This is a genomic window from Methanooceanicella nereidis, from assembly GCF_021023085.1.
In the GTDB taxonomy this organism is placed as follows: Archaea; Halobacteriota; Methanocellia; order Methanocellales; family Methanocellaceae; genus Methanooceanicella; species Methanooceanicella nereidis.
Genome location: NZ_PGCK01000003.1, coordinates 1 through 13,188, shown reverse-complemented (window position 1 = coordinate 13,188; position 13,188 = coordinate 1). Strand labels below are relative to the sequence as shown.

The following is a 13,188-nucleotide window of genomic DNA, read 5'->3' as shown; positions in this document are numbered from 1 at the left end:
TCCAGATAAAAAAGAGAATGATATTGGAGCACGAATTGAATGATCTAATGATCCGTCTTTGTGACCGTGTTCTTTTCAAGAGCGCCATTATGGAACACGAAAACCTCGATCTCAGCGCCGCCTTTAAATTGCCTGATACGGCGGTCATATACTCCTTTAACATGTTTCAGGCCGTTTTTCTCGAAATGTTCCTGTATCAGCTCGCTGAACCGTATCTCCTGATTCAGGAATGCCGCCTCGTACTCTTTTGTCTCGACGGCCATTTTCCGGCAGACTTCGTCTTCGATATCCGCATTATAGAACCCATGCTCGTTAAGGCCGCTTATCTGGCGCCAGTCTACCTTGCCGTCCTCGCCTTCCTCCCTGTGTAGCATGTAAGGGTAGATACGGCAGATAGCAGGCCGCTCATCATAGATCCTGCATCTTCCGTTTTCCAGGAAATAGCAAGAGCCGTCAGCCTTAAAGCGAAGCGCATATCCGGACACGTAGAACCTTCCGTGCTGGTCGCAATATTCATAGTATGGTGCAGGCACCAGTGCATCCGGATCGATCATTTTTATCCGGTCTACATCAGCATCGAGCAGAAAGGCATGGTCGTTAAACTCTCTTGTACAGCATTTGCCGCAAAGGTCACACTCGAACCCTACGTCCTTGATTATCTCGATAAACCGCTCTTCCGGGTAATCAATAAGTTCGCTAAGTTCCGCCTTTAGATCCTCGATCCTGTCGTAGATACGATCATTAGCTATTTCGATCACCTGCATTTATCATATCTATGGCTCTTGTGTGATCATGATATAAATATAAGCTGTATAGCCGGCACATCCGGAAATGTCCGGGTTATAACTAAAATACATGATTTGCTAAAGACAGGCTATTTTAAATGGGATATAGTTAGACTGCCAAAAAGAGAGTGTTAACTATGACATTGAAGATATTTCTCCACCCTATCCATGCCTTCTTTGATATTTTCGAAACTATTCGAATATGAGAAACGCAGATATCCTTCAGCCCCTTTCCCGAAATCTATTCCCGGTGTCACTGCCACTCCCGCTTCCTCGAGAATGTTCCTGCTAAGCTCAAGTGAGTTCGAGCTAAACTCTTTTGCGTTAGCGAGGACGTAATAAGCCCCTGAAGGTTCGCTTTTTACGATTAAGCCCATGCCGTTGAGCCGCTTTAAAATATATTTCCTGCGGCGGTCATACTCGGCGACCATTTCCTTGATGTGATCCTGAGGCCCGAGAAGGGCTGCTACCCCTGCATGCTGCACAAAATTATTGGCGCTGATAAAGAAGTTTTGCTGGAGCTTTTGCAGAGGCCTGATACAGTCTTTCGGCGCTATCAGGTATCCCAGCCTCCATCCCGTCATAGCATACAGCTTGGAAAAGCCGTTCAATACGAACGCGTTATCCGTATATTCCAGGACTGAGTGATCTTTCCCCTTATACACAAGGCCCTGGTATATCTCATCGGAAATAACAGGGACATCCCCGGCGACCTCACAAATGCCGCGATAATCCTTAGAGCTCATCACATGTCCGGTAGGATTGCACGGAGAGTTGATCAATATAGCTTTTGTTCTGGAAGTGATCGCGTCCGCGACAGACTCAGGCCCTAAGCTGAAACCATTCTCCTCCCGGGTATATACGAATACGGGCTTACCATCGACATACTCCACAAAGTTAGGATAGCACGCATAATGGGGATTCGACATTATGACTTCGTCTCCCCGCTCCAGAAGACCCATGAATAGCAGCAGCATGGCCGGGCTTGTTCCCGATGTGACGATGACCTGATCGGCGCAAAAATCGACATCAAATTTCCGTTTATATGACTCTGCTACCGCTTCCCGCAACTGCAGTAATCCCAGGCTGTGAGTATACTTTGTTTCGCCTGCCTGAAGAGCCTTGTTCGCGGCCTCGACTATGTGTGGAGGCGTAGGGAAGTCAGGCTCGCCGACCTCCAGATGGATTATAGACCTGCCCGAGCGCTCAAGCTCCTGGGCTCTTTCCAGCACTTCCATGACGTGGAAGGGAGGTATCTTACCGGCTTTCTTTGATAACATGAGCACACTTTCCCGGATATAATGTCATTGCCTCATTGGCCATACGCAATTTATTCAAAGGTGTTGATAAGTGTTTCCGGCATTTATGCTCGCTGGCTTGCGGAAATAATACTAAGTATAGCCGGAAGGTCAGTCCTCTTTCCATTTAAGTAACACGACCCCGATACAGAAGAATACTATACCGAGCGCTCCGACTATGACCAGATCGGTGAAAGCATCCCCGAAGTTGCCCGTTATCATAGAGCTTCTAAGGCCATTATTCAGGTATGTCAAAGGGGATACTGCAGCCACTAATTGAAGGAATCCCGGTAAGTTCCCTATCGGGAAAAGTGACCCGGAAATGAACATCAAAGGCAGAGTTATGGTAAAGGCTATCGTCTGCGCAGATCCCCCCTCCTTGAAAACATATGCCATGATCATCCCGAGCTCCGTGAACATGATCGATCCTGAGATCATAAGCAACATGGACAGGATATTGAACGCGGGAAGTACCCGGTATAAGATCAGCGCTATTAGCAGGGAGATCGCCACGGAGAGAAGTATGATGAAGGACCATGCAATGGTCCTTGATATGTTCCACTCGATCCGCGACAATGGCGTTGTAGCTAGCTTTCGGAACACACCGGTCGCCCTGTATCCGGATATCGTCCCTGCTGCCAGGTTTATGGCCCCCGACATTATGCACATGCCGATTATCCCGGTGACAAGGAACCCCATATAGCTATTCGAGGATCCGCCAGCCTCATGTACGCTTATGGCTGCGAGCTCACTTGTTCCTGCCATATCCATATTGGCCTGGTCGATGGACTGCCGCACGACCGACACTACAGGCATAGAGGTTTGCTTCGACCCGTCATAATATAGATTCATAATAACATTGTCTGAATTTTCTGATGACTTCACAGCAGCCATATTTTTTTCGAAGCCATATGGTATCTCGATATATGCGGATATTTTACCGTCTTTAAGTAACTGCGCAAGGTCCATACCTGAACCGTCATAAAGTTCGAAAGCTCCTGTCGCGTTCAATGCATTGATAATGGAGCCCGAAGTCATGGAGACATCACAGTCATTGTAATATAATGTCCGGGAAACTGCCTGCCCGCCAAAAAGGTACCCGATCAGGACCAGGAAAATGACAGGCATGACGAAAACAAAGAAGACAGCCCCCTTATTTCTAAAGAACTGGATCATGCAATACTTGATCTCGGTTATGATCTTTGACATATGCTCATTCCTCCACAATATGCTGGAAGAAGGCGATGACATGCCTTTTTCACTATAATGACTGTCCCTCCTTTCCGCTCAGGATCGCCACGCCGACGCAAAAGATAATGACACAAAGCGCGACGCAGATGAGCAAGTTTGCTATGGCGTCACCGGTATCATAGCTGAACATCGCGCTCCTGAGCCCGTCATTCATGTATGTCAGCGGGGAAAAAGCCGCAATAAAGAATAACATACAGGGAAGCTGGTCTATCGGGTAGAATGACCCCGAGATCAGCATCAAAGGTATTGTGATCGCGAACGCAGCCGCATTTGCCGACTCGTTATCTTCGGAGAGGAATGCTACGGTCATCCCGAGACCCGTGAACATGACCGACCCCGTGATAAGCATCAATATCGATAAGACATTAATGCCCGGCACTACTCCGAAAATGGCCCATGCGGCAAATAGCGTTACTGCCACGGATAAAAACACAATGATCGTGCCCGTTATGATCCGGTAAGCGTTCCATTCTATAGTGGACATCGGGGTCGTCTCAAGCTTTCGTGAAATGCCGGTAACCTGATACCGGACCATAGTACCCGCAGTAAGGTTCACGGCGGAAAACATCATACACATGCCAATGATACCCGGGACAAGGAATTCGATGTAACTGATACCTGATGTTACCACATCCTGCGAATTTAATGCAATGATCTCCCTTGTACCGGTCATCCCCATGCTGAAATCATCTATCGCCTGTCGCATAATGAAGATAAGATCGTATAAGGATATCTTGGATGGGTCATAAAAGACATCGATCACAGCGCCGGATGCGGCTCCGGTAGACTTAGCGTTCGTTACATTTTTCTCGAACCCTTGAGGTATCTCTATATATACAGATAACTCGCCGTCATTGAGTAATTGTGCCAGGTCCTTTCCCGACCCGTCTTCCATGATGAAAGATCCGGTGCCTTCCAGAGTCCCTATGAATGCTTTCGAAGCCTGCGAAACGTCCCTGTCTGCATAATATAGCGTTATGGAATCGGATTGCCCGCCCAATAGGTATCCAAGTACTATCAGTAAAATAATTGGTAATATGAATGCCAAAAATATCGATTGCCTGCTCCTGAAGAATTGTATCAGGCTGTACTTTATCTCGTTGGCGATACGTGACATTCACTGCCCTCTTTCGGTGAGCTTTTCGCCAGTCAGATTTAAAAATACGTCCTCAAGCGTTGATTTTTTAACATAGAGCTCTTTGCATGAAAAATTCCCTGAGTTAATGATCGATACTGCCTTTGCTATGATGGCCATGCCACCATCTTTAGGCAACTTTACCTGCACATCTCTACCAACGACATTAGATTCGGGGATCTCTTCGACCAACCGGCATATAGCATCTGAGCCGCATTCCCTTATTACGAGTGTGTTGCCGCCGCCATACTCATTGATAAGATCTTCCGGGGATCCCTCGGCGATGATGCTGCCTTTATTAACAATGCATACCCTGTCGGCGAGGTAATACGCTTCGTCCATGTAATGCGTCGTCAAAAAAACCGTCTTGCCCCTTGCCTTAAGAGACTTTATCGCCTCCCATACGTCCCTTCTGGCCTTCGGGTCCAGTCCCGTGGTCGGCTCATCCAAAAATACGATCTCGGGATTATTGACAAGGGCAATGGCAATCCCTACACGCCTTTTCAGTCCTCCCGAAAGGTTCTTGAACAAAACATTTCTCTTGTCCTTAAGCCCCAGAAAATCGATCAGGCCATCCACGCTTTCGTGTTTACGATATATGTTCGCAAAATAGTCAATATTCTCATAGACGGTTAAAAGGTCGAATGCGCTAAAATCCTGCGGAAGCACGCCGATCTTTTCCTTAATGCCATTAAAATTTGCATCCTGGACCATGAAAATATTGCCGGCAGGGGCATAAAGTATGTTTTCGCCGAGAATACTTATAAAACCGGCTGTAGGAGTCTTTATACACTCAAGAATCTCCACGGTGGTGGTCTTGCCCGCGCCATTTGGGCCCAGCATGGCAAATATTTCGCCCTGCTTTACGCTTAGCGACATATTGCAAACGGCTGAAAATTTACCATAGTTCTTCGTGAGATATCTTATCTCTATTACGTTAAAATTATCTTTGTTCAACAGCAGGGACCCTGCATTAAGATCATTCTCTGACATGATATCAGCCATTCTTATCCTATCATAGCATAGACAAATGAAAACAGGCTGCATACCTCTCTGTTTTCATTTTTACCGTGGAAATACGCTCTTTTATAATCATCGCATGTCACATTCCTTACTTGAGAGAAACCCCTTTGAGAGAGGAAATTTTCTATAGACCCGTCATCTATGCCGAATTTTATGGGCTCTCCCTGCTGTTCCACATACTTCCGCAGGTTCTTACCGACTTCCAGATCGCAGGTCCCGTCAACTAAGGACTGAGGGAAATAATCGAGAATTACGGCACTTCCTGCGCCCGAATTTTTTGCCATGAAGGACAATATCCTTTCCACGGCATGCGGCGAAATGTACATGACAAGCCCCTCCATGATGAAAAGAGTCCTGCATGCCCTGTCATACCCCATTTCCGTAAGTCGTAGGCCTGGCTCTTCAGCTTCAAGGTCGACAGGCACGTATACTACATGGTCCGGGGGTGAGCCGAAGATCTCCATGACCTTTTCAGTTTTAACGCTCTGGGTGACAGGATGGTCGACTTCAAAGACCTTCATGCCTTTTTTTATTCCTTCGATACGGTATGCCCTGGTATCGTATCCTGCACCCAGGATGACTATCTGATCGATCCCTTCGTCGACAGAAGAACTTACGATATCATCAAAAAACCTGACCCTGGCCACGATCGAATTATAAACCCCGGGCAGAGAGGAATTTAGCCGCTCCCACCTCTTCCTTGCCTCGTCCGGGTTCCGACGACTAAAATCCAGTGTATCCTGACTAATGAAACGGACAGCGTACGGGTCATAACATATCCGTTCGCCCTCAGGCTTTAAAGATTCGCTAAAACGGTTGAAAGCGATACCCTCGGCCATGTGGCTGGGCCCGTTCCTCGTCATATTATTTTTATCCGGACCTGTATCACATGCAGGTTTCTGCACTGGCTCATGCCCCTTGTTTTCCTTGATAGACATGTTAATCACTACCCGTTAACTTGCGTTTATCGAGATCTATAATTAATATAACTATTAGTTACAATAATAACTTGTGGTTATATAACTATATAAAAGTATGGTATTGAGAGATAACAGGCTGGTGCAGCTATAAATGGAAAAGATACCGGCATTTTTCTTGCCGGCGGATCGGGGTAAAAAGTATATATCGCAGGATGTTAGCCTGATCATTGTTTTTTAGTGCGGGATCGTTTTCGCTTTCCCGTGTCGCTGCCTTTGGCGTAGGCCAGGTCATCTACAGGGCGGTTCGCGATCGCAGGGATAATAAAACGATGGAAGTCCTTCACGAATTTATCAAAACTGATACCTTTGGCCTCCAATATTTTTTGATAGCCTGGATCGACGTTCAATACGCCAAGGTTCGATACGCCGAGGTAGATCGTCAATTCCAGCGGATCGATATCATTCCTGATAGAGCCGTCCTCAATACCTTCGGTGACTGTATCAGTAATGATCTTCGTGTTTTTTACAAGGATGCCCAGAACCTCTTTTGCGGCCTCGTCATCGGCTTTATGGAACCTTTCCCCGCCAGAGTAGCATAACGCACGGAAATAGTCGGGGTATAACCGGGAGAATTCATAGAACTCCAGGCGCATTGCCCATAATTTACTCAGGCCGTCGGTACCTTTCTTCGCGCCTTCCGCGTACGCAGCGTCCATGATCCGGGCACCGCGCAGGACAATGGCAAAAAATAATGCATCTTTGCTCTTGAAGTAAAGATAAAGCGTGGCCTTGTTAAACCCGACCTCTTTCGCGATATCCTCCATCGAGACGTTATCATAGCCCCGGGAGAAGAACAATCTCTCCGCGACATCGACAATATAGTTACGCCTCTGCTCTTTTTCCCTTTCTTTTAATTCTTTTATCGACATCCTGACCATTTGTTATCTAATCATATATAATAAATAAACTTTATTAAAATAACTTCAGGTAATATATGTAACCCGTATTCAATAAGCCTATGTTAAATGGAAAATAAATTATGTCCGGTTTTCCTTACCCCAGAGCCCTACCATCATAAGGCCTGTCGTGGATTTTCTTTTTTGCTTCATCGTCTGCCGCCATACTTAAGAAATATCGCTTCATGATCATAGGGAATGATGTTCTCACAATAAAGCCCGTCATAAACGTCTTTTGACCTCGATCCAAAACCGCTTCTGGTACAGGCCTATTATCAGCCAGTGAAGATAAGGTCATTATAAAGCCTACTGTTAAAATATTACAGTTCTAGTTGATTCGATAGATAAAAAATTACCATTTAACGGGCCGATTTCCGGTATCAGTTTATCTTCCTTCGATCTCACCATAATAACATCGAACGTGATCTCTATGCTATCGTTAGTGTTATTGAAAACATAATATGGTTTAAGGAAGTCGGGCTCATGGACATACGGATGGATCATGGCCCGTCCCGGGCACTCAAGTTCTTGACCGGTATTACATTAACCTAGAGAGATGCCGCCCATTCTTGATCCCCAATTGATCCCAAAAAAATCCATGTTACCACACCATCATATCAATTTAAATTATAATGTTGCCCATCTATTTTAGATAGTGTTATATATCAAAAGTAACATTTGTTACATGTAACATGTCTGATGTTGAATGGATGCTATTCTTATCACAATTGCCATCATCGCCATCCAGCCTGCGAGTGATGGTATGGCGGCGCATGCGTGCCGTCGGAGCTATAAGCATACATAACGGAGTATGGGTGTTGCCACATTCATCTAAGAGCGAGCAATTCATGAACGAGCTTCGCTCGTATGTGAATGATCACGAAGGGAACGCGTCCATATTTATCGCAAAAGCTTTTGGCTCAGAGATCGAGGCCGGCCTCATCGATACGTTCATCAAGAACATCGATCAGGACTATGTCGAGTTCATAGACAAATGCGACGATTTTTTGAAAGAGCTTGAGACTGAGATCGAGCAAAAGAAATTCACTTTCGCAGAGCTCGACGAGAATGAGGAAGAGCTGCATAAGCTTACAAGCTGGCTGAGAAAGATCCGCGCCAGGGATTATTTCAATAATAAGAAATCGCAGGATGCAGCCAGCGCTTTCGACAGCTGCCGCCAGAGGCTTCAGACTTTCGCAAGATCGGTATACGCTAACGAAGGAATAGACGTTCCTGACAATGAAATAACCTACAAGGACGAATAGAGAATAAGTGCCATGTTGATATAATCCCTCACAAAGGGGCGTTAATATGAAATACACCGTAAATTCGGGTTATCGAAACCCAATAGATACTCATTACACATGGGCGGAAATAGCGCAAATTGAGTTTCATAAGATCAAAATCGCAGTGTGGAAAGATACATTTTAAAAATGGAGATGGGTAAATGGATCTAGTAATATTTTTCCTGAGCTTCGTTGTAATATTGTTCGGGTGTGAGCTGTTCACGAACGGCGTAGAATGGACCGGCAGACGTTTTAAGCTATCCGAAGGCGCCGTAGGCAGTATACTGGCTGCGGTGGGCACTGCCCTGCCGGAGACAATAGTGCCGTTGATCGCCATATTGACCATCGGCGGTGATGCCGGACATGAAATAGGTGTGGGAGCGATACTTGGCGCCCCGTTCATGCTTGCGACTCTCGCGCTCTTTGTTTGCGGGCTTTCCGTGTTCATGTTCGCACGCAGGCGCGGCACAAAAACGCTTCACATCAACGGTCTGCTAATAAGGCGTGACCTTAAGTTCTTCTTACTGGCATACGGCTGTGCGGCTATAGCTGCATTCGTGCCGCCGGAGTACGACTTGTTCAAGACCGCCCTGGGATTCTTACTCATCCCGCTTTATATAGTATACACGATATATACGCTAAAGACCGGAGAACAGGCTTGCGGAGACGGGGAAGAGCTCAAGGATCTCTACATGGACGGCATCATCAGGAAATGTACGGGAAGGTCCGGGGAGCCTGTTGAATGCCCGGTGGACGGAGGCAGCGCTTTAAGGCCTAAAAAACTATTAAGAGAGCCGGCTACTGCGTTGATAATCCTCCAGGTGATATTGTCCCTTGGAGTGATCATTCTAGGTGCCAACCTCTTTGTAGGCCAGATAGAGGAAATCGCCGTAGTACTGGGAATCGCCCCGCTCATTCTGGCTTTGATAGTGGCGCCGATAGCTACTGAGCTGCCTGAGAAGTTTAACAGCCTGCTCTGGATACGCGAGAGGAAAGACACTTTCGCGATAGGCAACATAACCGGTGCAATGGTATTCCAGAGCTGCATACCTGTAACGATAGGTATCCTCCTGACAGGATGGCACCTCGACATCACCGACAAGATCGGATTCTTACAGGGATCGGCCATCGGTATCGCATTATTATCGGCCGTGATACTCTACATCGAATCCAGCCATAAGGAGATAAAAATGTCAGGATTGATGATAGGCGGATTGCTATATCTGGGGTTCATCGCGCTCGTATTGATGACCATATGATCTGCGAGAGTAAAGAAAGTGACTGAAAGGAAAGGGACGATCATGCAGGATATAAAATACTCAAAAATACTGGTGCCGACCGACGGTTCGGACTATTCATATTTTGCCGGGGAACATGCCGTATACCTTGCAAAAGAGCTGGGCTCGAAAGTATACATTCTAAATGTGGTCAACACCGATATGGCATTCCGTACGGGGATCCACTATTCGGAAGGTTTACAGGCACTGGAACGATCCGGTAATGAGGCGACGAGTAAGATCAGGGACATATGCAGGGAAAATAATGTTGAGTGCGAAGAGATCATAATGAAAGGAGCGCCTGCAGATACCATAATCAAGGTCGCGGAGCAGCTTTGCGTTAATTGTATCGTCATTGGCTCAATAGGTATGTCCGCCATAGAAAGAGTGCTGATCGGAAGTGTTTCCGAGAAGGTGCTCAGGCATGCTAAGTGCCCCGTGATGCTTGTAAGAAAAAGATAATTAATTTTTCATTTTTAAACCCTGGCGTTTAGATACGCACGCCAGGGGATAATTTATACTCTATTTATCTCAACTCTATAACTTGCTATTCACCGACATCAATTTTTCATTTCCTAACAAAAATCGCCGGTCAGGCTTATTTTTCAATTTTATTTTGTATCATATATAATAATTTCTTGGTAGTGGTGTGTATTGAATTAACGTTTTTACTATATGGATGGATCGTAATGGTAAACGGAAAAAGGACTTACAGTACTGATGAGTTTAGAGGCACCATTGGCCGCACTTACGCAGAGTCGGAGCCATGGTGGCCGGAACAGATAAGATCACCGCCCGGAGCGCCTAACATTTTGATAATAGTGCTTGACGACGTGGGTTTTGGCCAGATGTCGTGCTATGGCGGGCCTGTAGAGACGCCCAATATGGATAAACTGGCCGCAAACGGCCTCCGATATAATAACTTTCATACGACAGCGCTTTGCTCGCCTACTAGAGCATGCCTGTTGACGGGCCGTAACCATCACTCGGTAGGAATGGCTTCCATCACCGAACTGGCTACAGGGTTCCCCGGCTACAACGGCCGCATGCCAAAGGACAAGGCGACCGTAGCCGCTATGCTGAGAGAGAACGGGTATAATACATTCTGTCTCGGAAAGTGGCATAATACGCCGGATAACGAGACCGGCCCCGCAGGGCCTTATGACAGGTGGCCGACGGGAGAGATGATGGGGTTCGACAGGTTTTACGGCTTCCTGGGCGGCGAATGCAACCAGTATGCTCCTTCGCTGTACTGGGATAACCACCCGATAGAGCCCCCGAAGCTCATGCATGAAGGCTACCACCTGAGCGAAGACCTTGCAGATACGGCAAAATTATTCATAGCGAACCATGAATCCGTCGCGCCCGACAAGCCATGGTTCATGTTCCTCGCCTTTGGCGCCTGCCATGCCCCGCACCATGTTCCTGAGGAATGGAGCGATAAATATAAGGGCAAATTCGATAAGGGCTGGGACAAAGCGCGTGAAGAGACGCTTGCCAGGCAGAAGAAAATGGGTATCGTGCCTAAAAACACGGAACTGGCCCCGCCAAATCCGGGAGTCCAGGCATGGAAAGACCTTTCTGCCGATGAAAAGAAGCTGTTCGCAAGATTTATGGAAGTCTTCGCAGGATTCCTGTCGCATACGGATCACCAGATAGGAAAGCTTGTCGAATTCCTGAAAGAAATTGGGGACCTGGATAATACCCTCATCTTCATCATATCCGATAATGGGGCAAGCGCCGAAGGCGGGCTCACCGGGTCCGTCAATGAGATGAGATGGGCCAACGCGATACCTGAGACGGTTGAAGAAAGCCTGGATATGATAGATGAGATCGGCGGCCCGAGATCATACAACCACTACCCCGTAGGATGGACACAGGCCGGTAACACGCCGTTCAAGTGGTATAAGCAGTATACACACTATGGAGGCATCAAAGACCCGATGGTCGTACACTGGCCCATGGGCATAAGCGCCAGAGGCGAGATAAGGTCCCAGTTCCACCATGCCATCGATATAGTCCCGACGATACTTGAGGCAGTAGGTATCGAGCCACCTGAGGAGATAGGCGGATACCAGCAAAAGCGGATAGAAGGAGTGAGCATGCTCTATTCGTTCAACGATGGTAAAGTGCCGACAAAAAAACCCATCCAGTATTTTGAAATGCTGGGTAACAGGGCCATATGGTATAATGGCTGGAAGGCGGTCACATATCACGGCAGGCTTCCGTGGGAAAGCGGCTCGAGGTGGACCTTCGACGAGGATAAATGGGAACTGTATAACGTCGAAGATGACTTTTCTGAGTGCCATGACCTGGCCGATAAACACCCTGAAAAATTAAGGGAACTCGTAGAGCTATGGTGGGCGGAGGCAGGTAAATATAACGTGCTGCCGCTGGACGACAGGTTCCACGAGCGCATACAGGCCAGGGAAGAGCTTGAAGAGCGCACTAAATTCACGTTCTATCCCGGCGCCGTGCGGATACCTGAAGGCAGCGCTCCCAACGTAAAGAACCGCTCGCATACGATAACGGCATATGTAGAAATACCGAAGAGCGGGGCCGAAGGCGTGATATGCGCCATCGGAGGAGTTCCAGCGGGATGGAGCCTTTACATCAAGGACAAAAAGCTTGTCTATTGCCACAACTTTGTCGGCACCAGGTATTATGTCAGGTCCGATACTAACGTCCCATCGGGCGAAGTGAAGATAGGCTTCGAGTTCAAAAAGACCGGTGAAAATACTGGCAAAGGCATCCTGACGATCAACGATAAAAAAGTAGGAGAGGCGAAAATACCTCATACGGTGCCTCATATCTACTCCGCAAGCGAGAGCTTTGACATAGGATGTGACTTCGGATCGCCCGTAACAGAAGAGTACAACACTCCGTTCAAGTTTACGGGTACGATCAAAAAAGTGCTGATAGAGCTAAGCGGTAAAAAGCATCTTAGTCCGGAAGCTGAGACAAAGGTCGCGATGATGAGGCAATAGAGCCTCATCTTTTTTCCCAAGAAACTTTTTGATGGCCTATGTAAAGATCTGTAAGATGTGTATACATCCATTATGGGATCGATGTTCTGCCGTTGTTCCTGTCGGATGGCAGGTAGACACGTAACCTCACAGAAACACAGAAACCAGTGTTCCCGTGCTTGTGTTTTTTGGGTTTGGTTGGTAGTGGTCGTGTTTTTTGGTGGTTGGTATGCGGATGGTTGTGGGGTTTGTTGGTTTTTTTGTGATTTTTTGTCTGAAAACGGTCTTTTT

General features: G+C 47.0%; 11 protein-coding genes. 4 read left to right on the top strand and 7 right to left on the bottom strand.

Annotated features, from left to right (window positions below):
• Nucleotides 1–44: 44 nt before the first annotated feature.
• The 7 genes from CUJ83_RS04230 to CUJ83_RS04200 form a co-directional block, all read right to left on the bottom strand.
• Nucleotides 45–764: a YkgJ family cysteine cluster protein gene (locus CUJ83_RS04230; RefSeq protein ID WP_230740965.1), complete on the bottom strand. Its 720-nt coding sequence runs from the start codon at nt 762–764 to the stop codon at nt 45–47.
• Between the two features lie 152 nt (nt 765–916).
• A complete protein-coding gene (locus tag CUJ83_RS04225; protein ID WP_230740963.1) occupies nt 917–2,065 on the bottom strand; it encodes a pyridoxal phosphate-dependent aminotransferase in 1,149 nt (382 codons plus the stop codon).
• Between the two features lie 129 nt (nt 2,066–2,194).
• A complete protein-coding gene (locus tag CUJ83_RS04220) occupies nt 2,195–3,292 on the bottom strand; it encodes an ABC transporter permease (protein ID WP_230740961.1) in 1,098 nt (365 codons plus the stop codon).
• Nucleotides 3,293–3,344: 52 nt separating this feature from the next.
• Nucleotides 3,345–4,451: an ABC transporter permease gene (locus CUJ83_RS04215; protein WP_230740960.1), complete on the bottom strand. Its 1,107-nt coding sequence runs from the start codon at nt 4,449–4,451 to the stop codon at nt 3,345–3,347.
• Complete coding sequence (locus CUJ83_RS04210) at nt 4,452–5,462, bottom strand: ABC transporter ATP-binding protein (protein ID WP_230740958.1); 1,011 nt, start codon at nt 5,460–5,462, stop codon at nt 4,452–4,454.
• A 14-nt stretch (nt 5,463–5,476) separates the two neighbouring features.
• Complete coding sequence (locus CUJ83_RS04205) at nt 5,477–6,430, bottom strand: SAM-dependent methyltransferase (protein WP_230740956.1); 954 nt, start codon at nt 6,428–6,430, stop codon at nt 5,477–5,479.
• Nucleotides 6,431–6,636: 206 nt separating this feature from the next.
• Nucleotides 6,637–7,341, bottom strand: coding sequence for a TetR/AcrR family transcriptional regulator (locus CUJ83_RS04200; RefSeq protein WP_230740954.1), 705 nt, complete (start codon nt 7,339–7,341; stop codon nt 6,637–6,639).
• A gap of 719 nt (nt 7,342–8,060) precedes the next feature.
• On the opposite strand from CUJ83_RS04200, the gene CUJ83_RS04195 reads away from it, so the two are divergent.
• From CUJ83_RS04195 to CUJ83_RS04180, 4 genes are all read left to right on the top strand, one after another.
• A complete protein-coding gene (locus CUJ83_RS04195) occupies nt 8,061–8,633 on the top strand; it encodes a Chromate resistance protein ChrB (RefSeq protein WP_230740952.1) in 573 nt (190 codons plus the stop codon).
• A 182-nt stretch (nt 8,634–8,815) separates the two neighbouring features.
• The gene (locus CUJ83_RS04190) at nt 8,816–9,913 is read left to right on the top strand and encodes a sodium:calcium antiporter (RefSeq protein WP_230740950.1); all 1,098 of its coding nucleotides are present in this window, start codon (nt 8,816–8,818) and stop codon (nt 9,911–9,913) included.
• Between the two features lie 18 nt (nt 9,914–9,931).
• Nucleotides 9,932–10,393, top strand: coding sequence for a universal stress protein (locus tag CUJ83_RS04185; protein WP_230740948.1), 462 nt, complete (start codon nt 9,932–9,934; stop codon nt 10,391–10,393).
• Nucleotides 10,394–10,620: 227 nt separating this feature from the next.
• Nucleotides 10,621–12,918 (top strand): arylsulfatase, encoded by a 2,298-nt coding sequence (locus CUJ83_RS04180; RefSeq protein WP_230740946.1) that lies wholly within the window; start codon nt 10,621–10,623, stop codon nt 12,916–12,918.
• Nucleotides 12,919–13,188 lie beyond the last annotated feature (270 nt).

Coding starts and splice junctions, on each gene's coding strand:
- CUJ83_RS04230 (WP_230740965.1), bottom strand. CDS start 764: ATGCAGGTGATCGAAATAGCTAATGATCGTATCTACGACAGGATCGAG.
- CUJ83_RS04225 (WP_230740963.1), bottom strand. CDS start 2,065: ATGTTATCAAAGAAAGCCGGTAAGATACCTCCCTTCCACGTCATGGAA.
- CUJ83_RS04220 (WP_230740961.1), bottom strand. CDS start 3,292: ATGTCAAAGATCATAACCGAGATCAAGTATTGCATGATCCAGTTCTTT.
- CUJ83_RS04215 (WP_230740960.1), bottom strand. CDS start 4,451: ATGTCACGTATCGCCAACGAGATAAAGTACAGCCTGATACAATTCTTC.
- CUJ83_RS04210 (WP_230740958.1), bottom strand. CDS start 5,462: ATGTCAGAGAATGATCTTAATGCAGGGTCCCTGCTGTTGAACAAAGAT.
- CUJ83_RS04205 (WP_230740956.1), bottom strand. CDS start 6,430: ATGTCTATCAAGGAAAACAAGGGGCATGAGCCAGTGCAGAAACCTGCA.
- CUJ83_RS04200 (WP_230740954.1), bottom strand. CDS start 7,341: ATGTCGATAAAAGAATTAAAAGAAAGGGAAAAAGAGCAGAGGCGTAAC.
- CUJ83_RS04195 (WP_230740952.1), top strand. CDS start 8,061: ATGTCTGATGTTGAATGGATGCTATTCTTATCACAATTGCCATCATCG.
- CUJ83_RS04190 (WP_230740950.1), top strand. CDS start 8,816: ATGGATCTAGTAATATTTTTCCTGAGCTTCGTTGTAATATTGTTCGGG.
- CUJ83_RS04180 (WP_230740946.1), top strand. CDS start 10,621: ATGGTAAACGGAAAAAGGACTTACAGTACTGATGAGTTTAGAGGCACC.